19 protein-coding genes are annotated in these 19,777 nt (G+C 57.2%); 15 read left to right on the top strand and 4 right to left on the bottom strand.

Going from position 1 to position 19,777, the window contains the following annotated elements:
* The 7 genes from VMN77_08840 to VMN77_08810 all read left to right on the top strand — a co-directional run bounded on the left by VMN77_08840 (window position 1) and on the right by VMN77_08810 (window position 6,940).
* A complete protein-coding gene (locus VMN77_08840; GenBank protein ID HTN43885.1) occupies window positions 1–726 on the top strand; it encodes a cytochrome c in 726 nt (241 codons plus the stop codon).
* Window positions 727–838: 112 nt separating this feature from the next.
* Window positions 839–1,660, top strand: coding sequence for an ethylbenzene dehydrogenase-related protein (locus VMN77_08835; GenBank protein HTN43884.1), 822 nt, complete (start codon window positions 839–841; stop codon window positions 1,658–1,660).
* Window positions 1,657–2,499 (top strand): cytochrome c, encoded by an 843-nt coding sequence (locus tag VMN77_08830; GenBank protein HTN43883.1) that lies wholly within the window; start codon window positions 1,657–1,659, stop codon window positions 2,497–2,499. Before VMN77_08835 ends, VMN77_08830 begins: the two co-directional genes overlap by 4 nt.
* Window positions 2,500–2,671: 172 nt before the next feature.
* Window positions 2,672–2,947 (top strand): GIY-YIG nuclease family protein, encoded by a 276-nt coding sequence (locus VMN77_08825; GenBank protein ID HTN43882.1) that lies wholly within the window; start codon window positions 2,672–2,674, stop codon window positions 2,945–2,947.
* Between the two features lie 85 nt (window positions 2,948–3,032).
* A complete protein-coding gene (locus VMN77_08820; protein ID HTN43881.1) occupies window positions 3,033–3,296 on the top strand; it encodes a YajD family HNH nuclease in 264 nt (87 codons plus the stop codon).
* Between the two features lie 280 nt (window positions 3,297–3,576).
* Window positions 3,577–5,070: an MBL fold metallo-hydrolase gene (locus VMN77_08815; protein HTN43880.1), complete on the top strand. Its 1,494-nt coding sequence runs from the start codon at window positions 3,577–3,579 to the stop codon at window positions 5,068–5,070.
* A 166-nt stretch (window positions 5,071–5,236) separates the two neighbouring features.
* On the top strand, window positions 5,237–6,940 hold the full coding sequence (locus VMN77_08810; GenBank protein HTN43879.1) for a DUF255 domain-containing protein: 1,704 nt from the start codon (window positions 5,237–5,239) through the stop codon (window positions 6,938–6,940).
* A 42-nt stretch (window positions 6,941–6,982) separates the two neighbouring features.
* On the opposite strand, the gene VMN77_08805 is transcribed toward VMN77_08810, so the two are convergent.
* From VMN77_08805 to VMN77_08790, 4 genes are read right to left on the bottom strand one after another with little or no spacing between them, the layout of a single operon-like run.
* Window positions 6,983–7,828 (bottom strand): formylglycine-generating enzyme family protein, encoded by an 846-nt coding sequence (locus VMN77_08805; protein ID HTN43878.1) that lies wholly within the window; start codon window positions 7,826–7,828, stop codon window positions 6,983–6,985.
* Entirely contained in the window at window positions 7,825–8,931 is a 1,107-nt protein-coding gene (locus VMN77_08800) for a formylglycine-generating enzyme family protein (GenBank protein ID HTN43877.1), read from the bottom strand. The genes VMN77_08805 and VMN77_08800 overlap by 4 nt, the downstream gene beginning before the upstream one ends.
* Before the next feature lie 20 nt (window positions 8,932–8,951).
* Window positions 8,952–9,809 carry a 4-hydroxybenzoate octaprenyltransferase gene (gene ubiA, locus VMN77_08795; GenBank protein HTN43876.1) on the bottom strand — a complete coding sequence of 286 codons (858 nt, stop codon included), beginning with the start codon at window positions 9,807–9,809 and terminating at the stop codon, window positions 8,952–8,954.
* A gap of 17 nt (window positions 9,810–9,826) precedes the next feature.
* Window positions 9,827–10,444, bottom strand: a complete 618-nt coding sequence (locus VMN77_08790; GenBank protein HTN43875.1) for a chorismate pyruvate-lyase family protein — start codon at window positions 10,442–10,444, stop codon at window positions 9,827–9,829.
* Window positions 10,445–10,732: 288 nt separating this feature from the next.
* Between VMN77_08790 and VMN77_08785 the strand changes: the two genes are divergently transcribed.
* The 8 genes from VMN77_08785 to VMN77_08750 all read left to right on the top strand — a co-directional run.
* The gene (locus VMN77_08785) at window positions 10,733–12,082 is read left to right on the top strand and encodes a delta-60 repeat domain-containing protein (protein ID HTN43874.1); all 1,350 of its coding nucleotides are present in this window, start codon (window positions 10,733–10,735) and stop codon (window positions 12,080–12,082) included.
* Between the two features lie 290 nt (window positions 12,083–12,372).
* Window positions 12,373–12,819, top strand: coding sequence for a cytochrome c (locus tag VMN77_08780; protein ID HTN43873.1), 447 nt, complete (start codon window positions 12,373–12,375; stop codon window positions 12,817–12,819).
* Between the two features lie 189 nt (window positions 12,820–13,008).
* A complete protein-coding gene (locus tag VMN77_08775; protein ID HTN43872.1) occupies window positions 13,009–13,752 on the top strand; it encodes an SUMF1/EgtB/PvdO family nonheme iron enzyme in 744 nt (247 codons plus the stop codon).
* Window positions 13,722–14,432 (top strand): N-glycosylase/DNA lyase, encoded by a 711-nt coding sequence (locus VMN77_08770; protein HTN43871.1) that lies wholly within the window; start codon window positions 13,722–13,724, stop codon window positions 14,430–14,432. The genes VMN77_08775 and VMN77_08770 overlap by 31 nt, the downstream gene beginning before the upstream one ends.
* A gap of 881 nt (window positions 14,433–15,313) precedes the next feature.
* The gene (locus VMN77_08765; GenBank protein ID HTN43870.1) at window positions 15,314–15,907 is read left to right on the top strand and encodes a hypothetical protein; all 594 of its coding nucleotides are present in this window, start codon (window positions 15,314–15,316) and stop codon (window positions 15,905–15,907) included.
* Window positions 15,908–16,125: 218 nt separating this feature from the next.
* Complete coding sequence (locus tag VMN77_08760; GenBank protein ID HTN43869.1) at window positions 16,126–17,796, top strand: long-chain fatty acid--CoA ligase; 1,671 nt, start codon at window positions 16,126–16,128, stop codon at window positions 17,794–17,796.
* A gap of 124 nt (window positions 17,797–17,920) precedes the next feature.
* Window positions 17,921–19,126, top strand: a complete 1,206-nt coding sequence (locus tag VMN77_08755) for a thiolase family protein (GenBank protein HTN43868.1) — start codon at window positions 17,921–17,923, stop codon at window positions 19,124–19,126.
* 42 nt (window positions 19,127–19,168) lie between these two features.
* Window positions 19,169–19,777, top strand: a 609-nt coding sequence (locus VMN77_08750) for a 3-hydroxyacyl-CoA dehydrogenase family protein (protein ID HTN43867.1), incomplete at its 3' end; no start/stop codon positions are given.

The following is a 19,777-nucleotide window of genomic DNA, read 5'->3' as shown; positions in this document are numbered from 1 at the left end:
ATGAATGCCTTGAAACGATTGCCGATAATCGTGAAGACGGTGATCATTCTTCTGGCGGTTTACATCGTCGTCAGGCATGTGATACGCCCCCCCTTGCCTTCGAGTCTCGTTTCGCTCTACATGGGCCTCACGGTCGTCACGGTCTGGATGTATTTGTCGCTCTATGATGACAAAATGGAAGAATTCATGGCGCCGATCAAGGCCTTTCTCCGCGGGTGGAGAAATGAAAACGTCGGCGTCACGGCCGCACGGATCGTCATCTTGGTGGCCGTTCCCCTTTACGTCGGGGCCTCGGTCTACGCGAGGCTGATTCCGAGCGACCAGCCCCCGATCGAGCAACGCGTGATTCACCCGGCCCCGCCGACGGAATTTGTCGGTCTTTCGAACCCGATTCCGCACACGCCTGAAAATGTCACGGCGGGAAAGGGCCTTTTCGTCGCGTACTGTTCGCCGTGCCACGGCATCAAGCTCGACGGGAAGGGACCCCAGTACAAGGGGTTCAATCCGCCGCCGGCGAATTTCGACGATCCCGGCACGATTTCCCAGCTTCAGGAGTCCTACCTGTTCTGGCGTATCTCGAAGGGAGGCGTGGGACTTCCCATCGAGGGGCAGCCGTGGAAATCGGCCATGCCGCGCTGGGAGACACGGATCTCCCCGGACAATATCTGGAAGATCATCATGTTTGAATACGAAGGCTCCGGAAGCAAGCCCCGGACCTGGGAATAGGGCTGGTATCGAGTTTTTAACAGCGAGCAACGCGAGCGAGAGGGGGAGGCTCCAACCAGCCATGCCGGTGGAGGGGGCGACGAGAGCCCCTCTAATCAGAATTGAGGATGCGATGACTGGGTTCATGCGGAAAAAATGGATCGCCGGCCTTCTGTTCGGGTCGGGGCTGTCGTTGGTGATCGCGGGGCTTCCGTCGGCGGCGTCCGCCCAGGAGACCGGTGGGGTGGTGGTCTTCTCCAAGCTGATCAAGGGAGAGGTTCCGGGCGAAGACCCGACAGCCGCGATCTGGGACACGGTCCCGTCGGTGGAGTTTCCGATGAGCGCGCAGGTCCATTGGGATCCGCGCATTTTTTCCGTGACGGTTCATTCGGTCCAGGTCAAGTCGGTCCACAACGGCACGCAGATGGCGATCCTCCTGACCTACAAGGATCCGACGAACGATCCCGGAGACGCCGCCGCGCTGGAATTCATGGTCGGCGACAAGAAGGCCCATTTTGCCCATGGGCAGCCGATGGCCCAGGTCGAGGGCGGGCCGGTCAATATTTGGTACTGGAAGAACGCGGACCAGAGCGTCAATGACATGTGGGCCAAAGGCTTCGGGACCTTGAAGCCCCAGGAGCATCAGGACGTAAAGGGGAAAGGCGCCTATAAGAACGGTGAGTGGAGGGTCGTTTTCTCCCGGCCGTTGACCGATGGAGACCCGGAGGACGCCCAATTTCCGGCCGGGAAGTTCCAGAACATCGCCTTTGCCGTCTGGGACGGCGCCAATAACGAGAAAGGCGCGCAGAAAGCGGTCACATCCTGGTGGTACTTTCGCCCCGAGCCCAAGGCCGACCCCACCGTGTATCTGTATACCGGAGCGGTTGTGCTCCTGGTCGGCGTCATCGAGCTGGTGGTCGTCCGGAAGTTGCGGAGAAAGGATCGAGCGGCATGAATTACCCCAAGATCATTCTGCCCGTCGCGGCCGGGGTCATGATGATGATCGTCGTGGCGGCGTGCTCGTTGTTCGAGGATAAACACGTGGCCCGCGGCCATGAGCTGTTTACCTATTATTGTTCGCACTGTCATGGCCCCAGCGGGAAGGGAAACGGGTACAATGCCGCCAATCTGGATCCGCGGCCGAGGGACCTGACGGACAGCCGCGAATCGTACATGGCGGAAATGTCGAACGAAGATATTTTCAAGTCGATCCGTGAGGGGGTCGCCGGGGCTTTTCCGGAAGCCAAGAAAGCTCCGGCTGGCGAGGCCAAAAAGAATGCGGAGGATGAAGAGGGCGGATCGCCGTTGATGCCGTACTGGGGATACACCTTCTCCCAGGAAGAGATCTGGGATCTTGTCGCTTATGTCCGTACCCTTCACAAGAACACGGCCGAGAAGATCACCTTCAAGGAAGAAGGGGGCGATGCGTCGAAGAAACCCGCGTTGATCAAGGCCCAGGCCCCCGCGTTTCCGGACCCGAACTCGCCGGAGGGCGCCAAGCTCGCGGAAGATGGGAAACATCTGTACGAGACCAAATATTCCTGCTCGGGCTGTCATCGGGTCAACGGTAAGGGAGGGCAGGTCGGACCGGATCTCTCACGGGCCGGGTTCCGCTTGAATGCGAATTGGATCTATCAATGGATCCAGTATCCTCAATCCTTCCGAAGCAACACCAAGATGCCGGCCTTCAATATGCCCGAAGCCGAGGCCAAGGCAATCACGATGTACCTCAAGACGCTTCATGCGACCAGCGCCGAATCCCTCGGCCCGCCGTTCGGCAAGGGACCAACCTGATTTTCCTATCGAACACGGGCACCCGATCAAGGGTGTCCCTACGGCAATAAATCCCCAATAGAACATCGTAGTCGTTCTGTTTCATTATAATGTATCGTCAAATAGGGGATCGATCGCACCCGTCGTCCAGTTTAGGAACGGATAATATTTGTTGGGTTTTTCATCTAGTATTATGAGACGGGATGTTGAAAAAAAAGGATCTTGGGTTCTTTATATTTTACGATGCCGGGACGGGTCTTTTTATGCCGGCATTACGAGTGATCTCAAGCGGCGCCTGATTCAACACCGGGACGGTCGCGCGTCCCGTTATACACGAAGCCGGAGGCCGTTGAGAATCGTATATCGCGAATCGTGTTCAAGCCGCTCCGATGCATTGAAGCGAGAATGCGCGGTGAAGGCTTTACCACGAAAGGAAAAACAAAAGCTGATTAAAAGAGGTCGGTCCTAAGGAGCTGAGGATGAGAAAGAAACGGTTGGGCGCCGGAAAGAAAAACAAGCCCGGAAAATCGGGGCGGCGGCAGACGGTGGATGAGATGGTGGCGGAACTCAAGAAGCTCGGCCGCCCGGAGGGCGATTACCGCAAGCGCTCGCTCGAGATTCACGGGCTGATCTGCGCCAAATGCGCGCGGGAGTTCGACGAGACGAACAAACACCTCTTGACGGTCCATCACAAGGATGGAAATCATCAAAACAACCCGCCCGACGGTTCCAACTGGGAAAACCTCTGCGCCTACTGCCACGAAGATGAGCACAGCCGGGGACAGTTGGGGGATTATCTTAGCGATTCCGACGGATAAGCCTTGAGTCGGCTGGCACCCGAACCCCCGCGTGGCAGAGGCCCTTGCCTTCAAGCCTCTTCCACGCCGAGTTTTCAATTGGTGCGGGTGGCCGGAGGCGGGGCGCCCCATCCGCCCGCAACGAAAAGGCCAAGGAGTTTTTTCGTGTTGATCCACTGTAACCCTTAAGAGGATGCTGAGTGAGGACGGATGGGGCTGCCGCAGGACGGGACCCGCACGGCAGAGGTTTTGCCAAATCGTCTCTTGACCCCATTGGTCAAATCGCTTATTCTATAAGACCATGCAAAATCCGTTTGGAAAACTTCAGTACGGCAGCCTGAAAAAGGTCACCGACCGCTGCTACCTGTTCCGGAACGTCGTCAATTCCGGGATCGTCGTCACTCCGGAAGGCGTGGTGGTTGTGGACACGCAGATCAACGCCCCCATGGCCCGCCGGATGCTGGCCGCGATCCGTAAGGTGACGGACGCGCCGATCAAGTACGTCATCAATACCCATTACCATTGGGACCACTGGGCCGGAAACGACGTCTTTCGGGAGGCCGGGGCGACGCTGATCTCGGGCGAGCTGACCAGGGAATTCATGCACCGGCGGAGTTTTCGACAGCGGGCCTTTCTCCGCTCGAGGGGATTTGCGATCCCGGAAAAAGACCCCGCGCTCCCGGACCGGACCGTTGAGGAGCAATCGACGCTGACCCTGGGCTCCGTTCCGATCCATATCCTGTTTCTCGGCCTGGCCGAGACCGACGATGCGATGGCAGTTCATCTTCCGACCGAGCGTTGCATCATGAGCGGCGATACGCTGATGACCGGCAGTTTCCCGATCCTGGGACAGCCCGTGATGTCCGAGGGCCTGTCCGATGATCGGGCCTGGATCAGGACTCTTCAAAAGATGAAGGCCCTCTCGCCGGAGAAGATCATTCCGGGTCACGGACCCCTGGGCGGTGTCGAGGATATCGATTTCTTCATCGGGCTTCAAACCTATTTTCTCGACGAGGTGATCCCTATGTACGAACAGGGGAAGACCACGGAGGAAATCATCCAAACCGTCGAGAACGGTCTCCCCGAACGGTATGCGAACCTCCCCCAGGTCTGGGGGACGCCCCGTTACGCGATCTTGAGAATTCTATGCAGCCTTACGGGCTGGCAGCAAATGAAACCCTCCGCCATTCCGAAGGTCGATCCGGAAATTTTAAAAATCCCGTTGAAAGAGCTGGAGGACTTTCCTCAATCCTACATTCGCGCGGCCGAGTTCTTCGAGAAGGAAAACAAACTGGATCTGGCGATCGGGATCATGGAGGAAGGATGCGAGCGTCATTCGATGGATCCCGGAATCTGGGTGGCGCGGGGGCGCCTGCTGTTGAAATGCTCCCGTGCCGCGGGCTCGGTGCTGGAACGGGCCGACTTTTTCCAGGAGGTCTGCCGGTCGGCCGAGAGGGCGCTTTCGATCGATCCGCGCCATGCCCCCGCGTTGGTCCTCTTCGGTTCCTACCATGCCATGGGAGCCTTCCGGAACGGCGACGATCCGACCGAGGCCATGATGCTCCTTGAACGGGCGCTGGCGCTTCCGATGGAGCCGGCCGAGGAGGCCAAGGCCCGCTTCTTCCTCGGGATCTGCTACCGCGCCATGGAACGCGAAGATATGGCAGTGGCCTGTTTCAACAGGGCGCTCGAGCTGGATCCCTCCTATGCCCCGCCGCGAATGGCCATGATGAGCGATGAGGAGATGCTTCGGGTTCCCGAGCGCTTTAAGGCCGGCGGCCCCCGTCCGTTTTAAGCAGGCTGCTGAAAAAGTCCATCTGCATCGTTCTCGGTCCCTCAGAGATCCTCACGTACCGTCCTATGTACGCTCCGGTCTCCTCGGTCCCTGCGGCCTTGCATCTGGAGCTTTATGAGCAGCTTGCGCTCGTTATCTTTGCAATTAACGGATCGGACAGTGAAAAATGAAAGAGAACGATCAAATCCATTGGCGCGCCTGGGGCGCGGAGGCCTTTCAGGAAGCCCGGGCATCCTCCAGGCCGATCTTTCTTTCGATATCGGCAGCATGGTGTCACTGGTGCCATGTCATGGACGACGAAAGCTTCGACCATCCCGAAGTGATCCGCCGCCTCAATCACGACTTCATTCCGGTCCGCGTCGACAGCGACAAACGGCCCGACATCAACGGTCGCTACAACATGGGCGGATGGCCTACGGTGGCGGTGCTGGACGCGGAGGGACGGGTGATGATCGGAGAGACCTATCTTCCGACCGGGAGGCTGCTGGAGATGCTGTCCCAGGCCCGGAGGGAAGACGGGGCGGGGCCGGCGCCGTCTCAGCCGACCGAATCGGCCGGCCCCCGGGAACCCAAAGCGGCCGAACCCCCGGCGCTCGCGCTCGACACCGTGACCGGTTTTCTTTCCCGCGCCTTTGATCCCGAACACGGGGGCTTCGGCGGGCCGCCTAAATTTCCGCAGACCTGGGCGATCGAGCTGCTGATGCATCTCCATTACCGCACGGGGCATCCGAACCCCCTCGAGATGGCGAAGCTGACGCTGGATCAGATGCGCGACGGCGCACTCCACGATCCCGTCGATGGAGGGTTCTTCCGCTACGCCACGCGCGGCGACTGGGACCGGCCGCATTATGAAAAGCTCCTCGATGTGAACGCCCGGATGCTGGCGCTTTACCTCCGGTCCTACCGCTTGACCGGGGACGCCTCCTACCGTTACACGGCCTACGGGGTACTGGATTATTTGTACACCTCGTTGTCGGTCGAGGGCGAGGCCTGGTTCTGCGGCAGTCAATCGGCCGACGAGGAGTATTACGCGTTGCCGGAGGAAGACCGGGCCGGGATCGAATCGCCCCGGCGGGATCGGACCCTGTACACCGATCAAAACGCCGCAGCCGTTTCGGCGCTGCTTCTGGCCGGTCATCTTCTCGAGGATCCGGCCTATCCCGCGTCGGCCCTGCGACTCCTCAACGTCCTGTTGACCCGGTGCCGGCATTTCGAGCACGGAATGGTTCATTATATCGACGAACGGCCCTCGCTGCCCGGATATCTGTCGGACCAGGTCCATATGATCGTGGCCCTGGCGGACGCCTTCGAGGCCACCGGCGATCGACGGTACCTGGATCATGCCGAGGAGCTCGCGGGGATCATCCACCGCTATTTGTGGGATGAAAAAGCGGGCGCCTATTGGGATCTGCCGGAGCATCCCGATCACGAGGGGATTCTGAAAATCCGGATCAAGCCCTTGTTGGACAACGCCGTCGCCGCGATCGGTCTGGTCCGCCTGTTCCACCTGGGCGGAAACGGGGAGTACCGGCGTCGGGCCGGGGCGGTTCTGGATTACCTGTCGACCGTGTATCGACCCTACAAGCACCACGCCGCGCCCTTCGGCCTGGCGCTCGAGCGCTTCCTGAATCCGCCCCATCAGATTACCGTCGTCGGGCGACGGACCGATCCCCAATGGAATGCGATGCTTTCATCGGCGCACCGGATCAAGTCGCCCTGGAAAATCATACTCCCCTTGGATTCGGAAGGGGATAAGGACCGCATCGCCTCGCTCGGTTATGCGATCGCATCCGGGCCCGCGGCCTATGTCTGCATCGGGACAAAATGCCTGCCCCCCGTATTTCGGCCGGAGGATCTGCAAAAGGTTTGATGCGGGGCAGACGGAGGGAGCGGGATTGAAGTCCGGCCCGGTTTATTGACGGGTGGATTTCACACAGCGGAAGCCCACGTCGTTGACCGCACCGGTCGGGGACATGAACAGGCGGTATCCGGCCCGTGAATAGTGGGCCTTGATCTCGTTGTAGATGTTCGGCGGGAAATGGCCCAGCCCGGCCCAGGAGTTTCCGCGAAGGACCTTGACCTTCACTCCGTATTTGTCCGAGGGATCGGTATTGCCGGGATAGGGTTGGTACCAGTCGGCCGTCCATTCCCAGACGTTTCCGGTCATATCGTACGCTCCGTAAGGGCTCCGGCCGTTCTCGTAATGACCGACTTCGGTCGTGCCGCCGACCGCGCCGTTGATGTTGGCCCGCGACTCATCAAAATCATTCCCCCAGGGATACCTGAAACCGTCCGGACCGCGCGCGGCCTTTTCCCATTCCGCCTCCGTCGGAAGCCGTTTCCCGACCCAGATGCAATAGGCGTTGGCGTCCTCCCATGTGACGTATACGACGGGATGGCGCGCCTTGGCCGCGGGATACCGTCCGCCGTTCCAGTCCGGCGGAGGTCTGTGGCCCGTTTTCTGGACGAAGTCGAGAAAGTCCGCATTCGTCACCTCGTATTTGTCGATGAAAAAAAACGGCAGATTGATCCGGCGGGCGGGGTGTTCGTCGTTAAAGAAGGGTTTCATGATCCCGTATTCGGCCGCTTTACCCTGCGTGTCCCGCTCGTCCGTGCCCATCGTGAACTCCCCCGCGGGCACCGCCACCATTCCCTGCGGTACGCGGCTGCATGCGGACATGAACAGACACAGGCTTATCCAAAAAGGCGGGGCGTATCGTAAAAGGCCGCCGTAAAAAACCGTCTTGGGGTATTTCATGGATTTTTTGCACATCGGAATCCGAACCCCTTGTTCCGGATTTCGGGGGCGAAGCGGGACCGGTTATAGCTGGGCGCGCTCAGCCCGCAGCCGTAGGAAAGGCAGTCATACCAGGACCCGCCGCGAACGATTTTGTTCTTTTCCCCGTAGTGAGGGTTCGGTTCCGGATTGTGGGGGTAGGCTTTGTACCAGTTGGCCGTCCATTCATAGACGTTGCCGGCCATGTCGTATAATCCATAAGGACTCTTCCCGTTCTCAAAGCTTCCGACGGGCATCGTGTCGCCGTCTTTGTTCAAGGACAGCCAGTACTGGGGCGTGTTGGCCCTTTTGGCATCGAAGGCGCTTCCCCAAGGAAAGTTCCGTCCGTCCGGGCCGCGCGCGGCCTTTTCCCATTCCTCTTCCGTCGGCAGACGCTTTCCGGCCCAGTGGCAGTATTCATTGGCGTCATACCAGTCCACATAGACGACGGGATGATTGGCCTTTTCGGGAGGGTAGGTCACGCCCGAGACCGCCCCCGCGGCCCCGGGGATTTTCCAATGATTGGGCGGCCGGTGGCTCGTCGCATCCACAAAGGTTTTGTACTGGGCGTTGGTCACCTCGAACTGGTCGATGAGAAACGTGGGGAGATAGGCCTTGTGCTCCGGCATTTCATCCGGATCGCCGGCGCCCTCGGAGGTCGGCCGCCCGTTGTTTCCGATGATGAACTCTCCGGCCGGAACGGCGACCATCCTGTTCAGGATCGGTTTAACGGCCGGCGCGGTCCGGTCGGCCACGGGCAGCGGCCGGCCTTCATCCGGAACGGAATGGCATTCGGCGCATTCGGGTTTGGAGTAGTCGGCCTTGGGCGGCCCGGCCGAGCTGTGACACTTCCTGCAGGTATCGTTTGGAAAGAGGGAGGGGTTTATTGTAGGGGCTTGCGTCGCCCCCTCCACCGGCATAGCCGGATGGAGCCTCCCCCTCTCGCTCGCCGTGCTCGCTGGGTAGATCCCCACGGATTCCTGTCGGGCGGGCAGGGTCCGGCCGTGGCCGTTCAATTGGAGGAGGACGACGCCGGTCGCGACGATCGTCATTCCGATCGTCCATTTCATCAAACGCTTGTTCATGGGTCGCATCCGGGGTCCATTTAAAAACGGTAATCGAGCACGAGGCCGAGAAGGACGAGAAGCCCGACGCCGACGTTGGACTTGAACATGGAAAAGGCGATCTGCCGGTTCAACGGGTGCCGGATCGTCCAGACCTGGACGAAAAACCATCCCGTGGCCGCGGCGATCGACAGGTAATAGACGATTCCGAGGTGCGCGGTCAACCCCAGGAGGACGAAAAAGAAGGAGGAGAGCCCGAACAAAAACCCCACGGCGACCCAGGTATACCGGTCAAAAAAGATGGCGGAAGACTTCACGCCGATTCGCAGGTCATCCTCCCGGTCCATGAGGGCGTAGATCGTATCGTACGCCGTGGCCCAGCAGAGGTTGGCCAGGAAAATCATGATCAGCGGGGTTTCAAGGGAATTCCGGACGGCGGCCCAGGCCATGACCGATCCCCAGCCGAATGCGACGGCCATGACCAGCTGGGGCACCGAGGTAAATCGTTTCGAAAAGGGGTAAAGAACCGCCAGCCCGGCCCCGACCAGACTTAAGATCCGTGCCGACCGGTTGAGTTGGAAAACCAAGACGAGGGAACCCGCCAGCAGCAGGCCGAAGATCAGGGCCGCCTCGGGGACCGTCAATCGTCCGGAGGGAAGGGGACGGTTGCGGGTCCTCTCCACATGGGCATCGAATTCCCGGTCGGCGATGTCGTTGATGACGCAGCCGGCGCTTCGCATCAGGAAAGTGCCGATCACAAAAATCGCCAGGAGCTTCCACGGGGGAGCACCTCCGGCCGCGACGACGAGGGACCAGAGGGTCGGCGCAAGGAGGAGAAGGGTCCCGTAGGGTTTCTTGAAACGGATCAGGTCCAGCATGGCCCAAAATTTATTTTTCAAGACGGCGGGCATTGTTTTCACGGGAGAAACGGAGCGCCGATGAACTGTTCTTGAATTGAGGCGACGGGCCTCGGGCCCGGTCGGGTTCCCAGGCTCATTCGATACCGGCGCATCCAAAACGGCCCGCCCGTCCGGCCCCGCGTCCCTATCGCGGCGGCGTCCGGTACGGGGGCGATCTGAAGTCTATCCCGAAGCACCGCTTGTCCCGTTTCCTGGAAGAGCAGGCCGAGCGGTTTTTGACGACCGGACACGGCCCGGAGCAGCGGACGGGGAAGGGCTTCAATCAGTATCACCGAGGAAGCATAAACCAGCCGCCGGCCGTCCGCCGTCAGCCACGCTTCGCGGGTCAGCGCATCCGCCCCTGGAACGGCCCCGAGGAAAGCGGCGGTAGGCGGATTCAGGGGGAGCTCCTTCTGGAGGATGACCTCGACCCGGATCGGGCTCAGCCACAGGGCCTGAAGCAGCGCCGTGGTGCTCCCGTCCGACATCAACAGCATTCGCAGTACGGGATCCATCCGGAGCAGGGCATCGCTTTTGAAAAACTCGTCGGCCGTGATCCATGAAATCGGCTGGGACGGGGAGTCGGGCGTCGAACGGCCCGGGCGGACCAAACCGGTTGAAAAATTAGCAGACACGGTAACTCATTCTACTGAAATGGTCATCCTCTGTCAAGAAAGGCGACGGCCGGAAGGGTCCACGGCCCGCCGGGGGTTCCCCGGGAAATCATCCCAATATTTTTGATACAAACAGGATGTATCGCTTGTTGCCGACCCATGCGATCTTTTCCCTTGACAATACCGCCGAGGTTTGTTAAACAGGGAATAGTTATTCAATTCCGCTTCATTCATATCCTGAGAAGTTCAAACGGTAATATTCAGGCAAGGAAATCCGGTTCAATCAATTCGACCGATGGAGAGACCGTGATGCTACGTCTCAGGTTCTTCAGTTTTATTGCCTTGTTGATTTTATTGACGACTTCCCAATCCGGGTGCGGGGGTGGAGGCGGTGGCGGTGGAAGCTCTTCGGGCCCTCCGCGGAGCGGCAGCCTCGACACGAGTTTCGGCACGGGCGGAATCGTTAAAACCGGTATTACCGCCAACCAGGACGACGACGCCAATGCCGTTGCGGTCCAGTCCGACGGAAAGATCCTTGCGGCCGGGGATACATTGAACGGCAATGGTGATTACGACTTTGCACTGACGCGGTATAAACCCGACGGCAGCCTGGATACGGGCTTCGGAAACGGCGGAATCGTTACCACGGATGTAACGACAACGGGGAAGGATGATTTCGCCTACGCCGTCGCGATCCAGTCGGATGGAAAGATCATTGCGGCCGGACCTGCATCGAACGGCGCGGATAATGATTTTGCACTGGTGCGGTATAATACCGACGGCAGCCCGGATGCGGGTTTCGGGACCAACGGCATCGTTACCACGGATGTAACAATGACGGGGAAGGATGATTTCGCCTACGCCGTCGCGATCCAGTCGGATGGAAAGATCCTTGCGGCCGGATCTGCATTTAACGGCGCGGATAATGATTTTGCACTGGTGCGGTATAATACCGACGGCAGCCCGGATGCGGGTTTCGGGACAAACGGCATCGTTACCACGGATGTGCCGACCGGCCAGGACGATTCGGCCTTTGCAGTAGGAATCCAGGCGGACGGAAAAATCGTTGTAGCGGGTCCCACCGCTAATGTCTCGCTATTTGACTTTGCGCTGGTTCGATACAATTCCGACGGCACCCTGGATACGAGCTTTGGGGCCGGAGGAGTCGTTACCACCGATGTGACGATCGGTGAGGGAGATTTCGCCTTGGCCCTCTCGATTCAGCCGGATGGCAAGATCGTGGTTGGAGGGCCGACCTTCAACGGCGCGAACGATGACTTTGCATTGGTACGTTATAATGCAAACGGCAGCCTTGACACGAGCTTCGGCAGCGGTGGAATCGTAAAAACCGACGTAACCGCCGGCCAGAACGATGATGCGTACGCCCTGGCGATCCAGTCGGACGGAAAGATCGTTGCGGGAGGGTATTCCAATAATTTAAACACGAATATGGCGAACTTTGCACTGGTGCGTTACAATCCCGACGGAAGCCAGGACACGAGCTTCGGGGCCGGCGGGATCGTGACAACCGATGTGGCCTCCGGAGACGACGATTACGCCGTTGCCGTCGCGATCCAGTCGGACGGAAGGATCGTTGCGGCCGGAGATATCTTTAACGGCAGTGATTATGACATGGCCCTGGTCCGGTACCGGCCATAATGTCTCAAGTCGTTTTGGCTTCCAACAAAAAGGCCTATCGGAACCTGTGTCTCCTATCATCTTCAAGCGTCGGATTCGCCCGATCTATCCGCCCTGTTCCGGGAAAACCGTAATCCAGGACGTTTCCTCTCTGACGCGCCAACCGATAAAAAAAATCTTGACAAATTGCGCCTCAAATTATATAGTACGGGCCGTTTCTGTAGACGTCCCATCGGTCACGGTGGCGGCGCATCCCCCTAAATGGTTAGGTGGCGACCTCGCAAACGAAACTCTACACGCAAGGAGGAAATATGAAGTACGGGTTGGCAAGTTTGGTGTTGTTGGGTCTTTTGATTACGGGTTCTTATGTCGTCTATGCGGGAACCGAAGCGGATCCCTGCAAGAACCGGGTGCCTGCGGATCAAGAGGCCGCGGTCAAGGCCGAAAAGAACCCTTATATCGGCAAGGCGGATGCCGTTGCCGAGGGTAAAACGATCTTCGAAGGAAAAGGAACCTGCTTTACCTGCCACGGAGTTAGCGGAAAGGGCGACGGCGATGCCGGGAAGGCCCTTGAACCGTCCCCCCGGAATTTCACCAATCCCAAATTTAATGCCTGTGTAACGGATGGAGAAATGCTCTATATCATCCGGAACGGCAGTCCCGGCACGGCCATGATTCCCGCCGTACAGACAGGAATTCTGACCGATGACGAAGCCAAGAAAGTCCAGGCCTACGAGAGGACGTTTAACGGAAAATAACCGGTCGATGGATTCCCGGTAATCAAAAAGGCCCCGCTCGCGGGGCCTTTTTATTTCTGTTGACTTGTTCGTTCGGCTTCGTGCATCATCCACCCCATGCGTTTATCTCGCCGGGGGACCGTTTCTTTTGTCTTTGCCGGTTTTTTTTTGATGCTCGTTTCCGCTTGCGGGTCCCGGTCTTCCGAAGAAATGGTACGCGTTCCGGACGGCCTCTATTTGATCGGAACCGACGAGGTCCAACTGGAGACCGAGGCCGAAGAAGCCGGCATTACCAAGCCCTGGGTCCTGGATGCGACGCCGGCCCATCGCGTTCACCTTTCGTCCTTCCTGATCGATCGCTACGAGGTCACGAACGGCGAGTATTTCCGTTTCGTGACGGCCGAGAGTTTCCCCGTTCTCCCGCAATGGCCGGGCGGACGGCCCCGTCCGGATCAGGAGCGCCTTCCGGTGACCTATGTCGATTGGGATGAGGCCGGAGCATACTGCCGGTGGCTCGGCAAGCGCCTTCCGACCGAGGCGGAATGGGAGGCGGCCGCTCGTGGACCGGAGGGCTGGATTTATCCCTGGGGTTATTTTTTTGACCCCCGACGGGCAAACGTGGGCGGTCTTCAGTCCGGGCCGACCCCCGTCGGGAGTTATCCGCGGGGGCAAAGTCCTTTCGGGGCATACGACATGATCGGGAATGTCTGGGAATGGACTGCGGACTGGTACAAACCCTATCCGGACAATACCTACGTCTCGGATGATTTCGGCGAAAAATATCGCGTGGCCCGGGGAAATTCCTGGGCGGGTCTTGGACATTTTTCGGGAAAAGTTCTGGAACAGGTCGAGGCCGTTGAAGCCCGCGCAACCTACCGTTTGTATTTCCCCCCAAAGATCGCCCTGGAAGATCTTGGTTTCCGATGCGCAAAAGACGCCGCAAAGGCAAACTGAATCCCACCCGTAAAAAAACCGTTGCGCGACCTTCTCCGGCCGCGACTCTTGAAGCATTGAAGGACGATTACCGATGGAAACGGGGGGAGGTCCAATCTCGTTTAAACGAATTCCAACAGATTTTTAAAAAAGGGGACGCGGCGATCTTCAAAGAGCTCTGCTTCTGCATCGCGGCGGCCAACTCCAGCGCCGAGATGGGGATGAAGACGGTCGATGCGATCCAGGACATTGTCCTGGAGGCCGATCTGGCGACGCTTCAGGATCGTCTCCGCCATGGTTTTCGATACAAGCGGAAGCGGCCGTCTTACATCGTCCATACCCGCGACTATTTAAAAAAGGAACACGACTTCAAGCTCGGCCGGCTACTTCAATCGTTTTCGGATCCTGACGCCCGTCGCGATTTTCTCGTCTTCAACCGGGATATCAAAGGAATCGGGTTCAAGGAGGCCAGCCATTTCCTGCGAAACATCGGATACCGCGGCTATGCCATACTGGACAAGCACATCCTCAACTGCCTGGCGGAGCTCGGCGTAATACGACGAAACCGCAAGCCGCTCAACCCGAGGCGGTATCGCCGGATCGAACGAAAGATGCGGGCCTTCGCCGACCGGATCGGCATCGACATGGACGAGCTGGATCTGCTCCTCTGGAGCCGGAAAACGGGGAAGATATTGAAATAGAATTTAATGTCACGACCCAATAATGAAACACGAAAATCTGGGCAGTATGAGATGTGGATGATACAATTAGGATTAAATACTTAGATAAAAATTCTTTATCGATGTCAATGAGGCTTTATCCGTGCGCGAGTTCAATAGGTTATTCTTTCCGATTCCCGCCGCAATTCTATTAGGAACTTCTGCGATAGTCGTATATTATTTCCTGCTCAGATTTCTTTGGTATGTCAAACAAAATCATGAAAACATCTGGACATCTCTTGGATGCCCCAGTTATCCATTTAATTTTTCCTTGAGAAACCAATTTGCGATATTAATTTATTTGCATAAAAGAGAGTATAAGAATATCGATGATCCAAAGTTCAGAAGAATAAGCTTTTCTCTCTTGTTCGCCCTTTGGAGTATGATTTCGATTTTTGCATTTTATGTTATCACTATAATCATATGGCCACCTGGGGATATGTCTTGAGTTCTTACAGTAAAAACAAGAAACAATCTACCTGTCGTGGTTTGTGTTCTGAATAAAAATATCAGCTAAACAAATTGGTAGTTTATTAGCCGTTATGAATGTGAGTAAATCCGCGTGTTCTTAAGTCCCGCTTACGCTACCAGAATAGTACTTGTTGCCGCATTTGTCGTGTTATATGCCGCTCTGAGATTTCTCTGGTACTTGAAGCATAATCATGAGAAAGTCTGGATATCCCTGGGGCGCCCAAGTTTTATTCTAAATAATTCCCTTGCAAATCAAATTGCTGTCTTGAAGTTCCTCCATAAAGGAGATTATAAGAAACTTAATGATCCGAAGTTCACAAGAATTAGCCTCTTTTATTTGTTGTCGATTTGGTGCTTCATTGCTTTATTTGTATTCTTAATTATATCGCGTGTTGCCTGGCCGCATGGGAATTGATAATTCAATACCTGAACCTGTCTTTCGACCCTATCTTTTGGGCCCTGTCTTTTGCATCGTCATGATAATTCCCATTTCCAGTATGGTATGGGCAGGTAATGTTAAAACGCCACCCTTATTAGTTGGCCCATGTGAAAAAGCAATTAACTTATTTGGAATAAAGCCTGAAGAGACAATCAATAATGAGAGAATAGGTTATACAATAAATTACAAATATAAAGATAAATTTCCCTCTAAGAAAGCTTTCTCTCAACTATATGATCAATTAGCCGGGTGTGGCTGGAAGCACTATTATGCTTTAGAATTTGTATTAGATGATGTTGATTGGTCGCGATATTTAGAAGGACGTACAGAAAATGAGACGGTAGTGATCCATCGATTTGGGAGAACTTATATTGATCAATCCAGAAGCAGACTTGCGATGATTCTCATTCGATATATATCTAAACCCTCTGATATTAAAGAGGCACGGACACTTGATAAGCCCAACAACAACCTACAATTGATTACCCTTCAATTTATGCCATTTAATGAAGAAGAGTATAAAAAAGTGCTGGACAAGTACCGATAAAATCATTGCCTGGCCCGCCTAACATCATCAAATAAAATAGCTGCAACCGATTTCGGTAAAGATCACAATCGCCAATAATCCTTTTCCGTCGTGCTCATTTCACCAATACTCAAACCGTCCGGTTTTCTTGACAAATCACTCACTTTGGTATAATGTTTGATATCGGGCACGATCGATCCGATTATTTCAGAAGCGTCGTTCTTCCCAGGAGAAAGCGGATGCAGAAACTCTGGCTCAAGTCATACGAGCAAGGTGTTCCGGCCAGCATCAATTATCCGAATATTCCGCTTCAGCAGCTTCTCTTCGAAACCGTCCGACGATTTCCAAAACGTCCCGCGCTGTCTTATTACGGCAGGACCATCACCTACGAACAACTCGACCTCTTAAGCAACCAGCTCGCGAATGGCCTGATCGAACTGGGGGTGCAGAAGGGGGACCGGGTGTCGATCATGCTCCCCAACGTTCCCCAGTGCGTGATCGCATATTTCGGAGCCTTGAAGGCCGGAGCGGTCGTGGTCCAGACAAATCCGCTCTATGTGGAACGGGAACTGGAACATCAGCTCAACGATTCCGGGGCCGAGACGATCATTGCGCTGGATCTGTTTTATGAAAGGATATCCCGGATCCAGCACCGGGTCCCTCTTAAACGGATCATTCTCACCGGCCCAGGAGATTTTCTTCCGCCGCTGCTCAGGCTGTTCTATCCCATCAAGGCGATGAAAGAGGGGCAGCGGGTCCGGGTCCCCTCGAAACCCCCGGTATACAACTTCCGGAAAATTCTTAAACGGTCGGAAGCGGTGCAACCGATCGTTCCGGTCAAACCCGAAGACACCGCGCTTCTTCAATACACCGGAGGAACCACGGGCGTTCCGAAGGGCGTCATGCTCAGCCACAATAATCTGGTCGCCAACACGGTCCAGTGCCGACACTGGATGCCCACGCTCCGGGACGGGGAGGAAGTGTTTCTCGGAGTGGTTCCCTTCTTTCATGTTTACGGTCTGAGCACCTGCATGAACCTCGGGCTGTTGACCGGCTCCTGCATCGTCCTTCTGCCCCGCTTCAAGACGGAAGACGTCCTCAATACGATTGTCCGGCACCAGGTGACCATTTTCATGGGCGTTCAGGCGATGTACGTGGCCATCAACAATTACTCTCGTATCAACAAGTTCGACCTTTCCTCGATCCGGATCTGCATCAGCGGCGCGGGACCCCTTCATGTAGAGGTCCAGGAACGCTTCGAGGAATTGACCGGCGGGAAGCTGGTGGAGGGATACGGATTAAGCGAGGCCTCGCCCGTGACCCACTGCACCCCGATCAACGGCCGCCGTAAGAAAGGCTCCATCGGCCTGCCTTTTCCGGACACGGATTGCAAGATCCTGGATAAGGAAACCGGCCTTCGGGAAATGGCGATGGGGGAGATCGGGGAGCTCGTCGTCCGAGGGCCCCAGGTGATGCAAGGGTACTGGAACAAGGACGATGAGACGAAACAGGTCTTGCGCGACGAATGGCTTTTTACCGGCGACATGGTCCGAATGGATGAGGACGGCTACTTCTACATCGTGGACCGGAAAAAAGACATGATCAAGACCCGGGGCGAGAATGTCTATCCCCGGGAGGTGGAAGAGGTTCTGTTCCGCCATCCGAAGGTCAAGGAGGCCGTGGTCGTCGGGATCCCGGACACCTTCAGCGTCGAGGCCATCAAGGCCTACATCGTGCTGAAGGAACACGAACACGCGACGGAACCGGAGATCCTGGACTACTGCCGGAAGGAACTGGCCAAGTTCAAGGTTCCCAGATGGATCGAATTCCGCAAGGAACTCCCCAAGACGATGGTGGGTAAAGTCCTGAGACGAATTCTCCTTGAAGAAGAGCTGAAAAAGGCCGGATAGAAATGGGCGCTGCCCTCGGGAATCCTCTCAGCGAGCATGGCGAGCGGGAGGGGAAGGCTCCATCCGGCTTGACCGGTGGAGGGGGCGACGCGAGCCCCTGCAAGAAAGGATAAAAGGTCCCCCCGTGAAAGACGTCGTGATCGTGGACGGAGTCCGAACTCCCATCGGGAATTTCGGCGGAAAAATAAAGGATGTGACGAACCAGGAGCTCGGACGCCAGGTCGTCCAGGGGCTTCTCCATCGGACACGGCTCGCCCCCGATTTGATCGAGGAAGTGATCTTCGGCTGCGTCCTTCAAAACAGCGACGCGACCAATCTGGCCCGGGTCGTAAGCCTGATGGCGGGCCTTCCCATCCCCATTCCGGCCTATACCGTTCAGCGAAACTGCTCCTCCGGTCTCCAATCCGTCGTCAACGCCTTCCAGAATATTCAATGCGGGGATGCCGATGTCCAGATCGCGGGCGGAATCGAGAACATGAGCCTTGCGCCCTATATCAGCCGGAATATGCGCTGGGGAAAGCGGCTCCGTCACGGCGAGTTCATCGACAGCGTCTGGGAGGGCCTGACGGACGGCTTCTGCGGACAGGTGATGGGTCAGACGGCCGAAAATCTGGCCGAGGAATTTAAGATCACGCGTGAAGAACAGGACGCCTACGCGCTCGAAAGCCACCGCCGGGCGGTTCAGGCCGTTCAAGACGATAGATTCAAGGACGAGATCCTGCCCGTGACCGCGGCCCGTGCCGGTTCACGGAACCGGACGGCGCCGCCGGTGTTCGCCCACGATGAGGCCCCCGACCCGGAATTGGACAAGACGCAGTTGGCTCAGCATCCTCCGATTTTCAAAGAGGGGGGGACGGTCACGGCCGGCAATGCCTGTCCCTTGAACGACGGCGCGGCGGCCTTGCTCGTCATGTCGGCCGAAAAGGCCCGTGAACTGGGCTATGAACCGTTGGGGTATGTGCGATCCTACGCCTTCGTCGGCGTGGAACCCCAGCGGATGGGCATCGGGCCGGCCATGGCGATCCCCAAGGCGGTTGAAAGGGCCGGCGCAAAAAGATCCAGATTGCACCTTCGGGATATTCAGCTCTTTGAGATCAACGAGGCGTTTGCGGCGCAATACCTTGCGGTCGAAAGGGTCTTGAAGCTCAACCGCGAGATCGTCAACGTCAACGGGGGGGCGATCGCCCTGGGCCATCCGGTCGGAATGACCGGGGCGCGCCTGATCCTGACGGTGTTGCGCGAAATGAAACGGCGCGAACTCTCGCTGGGCGTCGCCAGCATGTGCGTGGGCGGCGGAATGGGAGCGGCGATGGTGTTGGAGCGAAAATGATGGGCGCGGCTGGCCGTGCCCACGACAGGTTGGGAGCCTCTCATGAACATTAAAAAAGCGGCGGTGATCGGTGCGGGAACCATGGGCGCGCAGATCGCTCAGGTGATCAGTCACGCCGGGATTCCGGTGACCCTCGTCGATGTTCAGGAGGACAGCGTCAACCGGGGCCTGGAGACGATCCGGAAGATTTATCAGGCCCGCGTGGACAAGGGCCGGATGAAGGCCGCCGAGGCGGAGCAGAAAAAAGCCCTGGTCGTCGGGGCCTCCAATTACGACGGACTCCGCGATGCGGACATCGTCATCGAGGCGGTTTTTGAAGAAGCGGACGTGAAGCGAAAAGTGTTCACGGCGCTGGACGCCGCCTGCCCGCCGCGAACGGTCCTGGCCTCGAACACATCCTCTTTGTCGATCTCGGCGATCGCGACGGTGACCCGGAGGCCCAACCAGGTCGTCGGCATGCATTTTTTTAATCCGGTGTACGCCATGAAGCTGGTCGAGGTGATTCCGGGGCTGGATACCTCCCCGGAGATCGTCCAGGCCGTTGTCGGGCTTTCCGAGCGGCTTGGGAAGACGCCGATCCGCGTCCGGGAATGCCCCGGCTTTGTCGTGAACCGGCTGCTCATGCCCTACTTGAACGAGGCCGCGCTCGCC

Source organism: Nitrospiria bacterium (assembly GCA_035498035.1).
Lineage (GTDB): Bacteria > Nitrospirota > Nitrospiria > JACQBZ01 > JACQBZ01 > JACQBZ01.
The sequence above is the reverse complement of the archived record's forward strand: the minus strand, read 5'-3'. Positions and strand labels throughout refer to the sequence as shown.

Bases quoted from the DNA above. Each gene is read 5' to 3' on its own strand.
- VMN77_08770 (HTN43871.1), top strand. From the start codon at position 13,722: ATGCGCAAAAGACGCCGCAAAGGCAAACTGAATCCCACCCGTAAAAAA.
- VMN77_08840 (HTN43885.1), top strand. From the start codon at position 1: ATGAATGCCTTGAAACGATTGCCGATAATCGTGAAGACGGTGATCATT.
- VMN77_08760 (HTN43869.1), top strand. From the start codon at position 16,126: ATGCAGAAACTCTGGCTCAAGTCATACGAGCAAGGTGTTCCGGCCAGC.
- VMN77_08785 (HTN43874.1), top strand. From the start codon at position 10,733: ATGCTACGTCTCAGGTTCTTCAGTTTTATTGCCTTGTTGATTTTATTG.
- VMN77_08780 (HTN43873.1), top strand. From the start codon at position 12,373: ATGAAGTACGGGTTGGCAAGTTTGGTGTTGTTGGGTCTTTTGATTACG.
- VMN77_08820 (HTN43881.1), top strand. From the start codon at position 3,033: ATGGTGGCGGAACTCAAGAAGCTCGGCCGCCCGGAGGGCGATTACCGC.
- VMN77_08835 (HTN43884.1), top strand. From the start codon at position 839: ATGACTGGGTTCATGCGGAAAAAATGGATCGCCGGCCTTCTGTTCGGG.
- VMN77_08800 (HTN43877.1), bottom strand. From the start codon at position 8,931: ATGAACAAGCGTTTGATGAAATGGACGATCGGAATGACGATCGTCGCG.
- VMN77_08805 (HTN43878.1), bottom strand. From the start codon at position 7,828: ATGAAATACCCCAAGACGGTTTTTTACGGCGGCCTTTTACGATACGCC.
- VMN77_08775 (HTN43872.1), top strand. From the start codon at position 13,009: ATGGTACGCGTTCCGGACGGCCTCTATTTGATCGGAACCGACGAGGTC.
- VMN77_08825 (HTN43882.1), top strand. From the start codon at position 2,672: ATGAGACGGGATGTTGAAAAAAAAGGATCTTGGGTTCTTTATATTTTA.
- VMN77_08815 (HTN43880.1), top strand. From the start codon at position 3,577: ATGCAAAATCCGTTTGGAAAACTTCAGTACGGCAGCCTGAAAAAGGTC.
- VMN77_08830 (HTN43883.1), top strand. From the start codon at position 1,657: ATGAATTACCCCAAGATCATTCTGCCCGTCGCGGCCGGGGTCATGATG.
- VMN77_08810 (HTN43879.1), top strand. From the start codon at position 5,237: ATGAAAGAGAACGATCAAATCCATTGGCGCGCCTGGGGCGCGGAGGCC.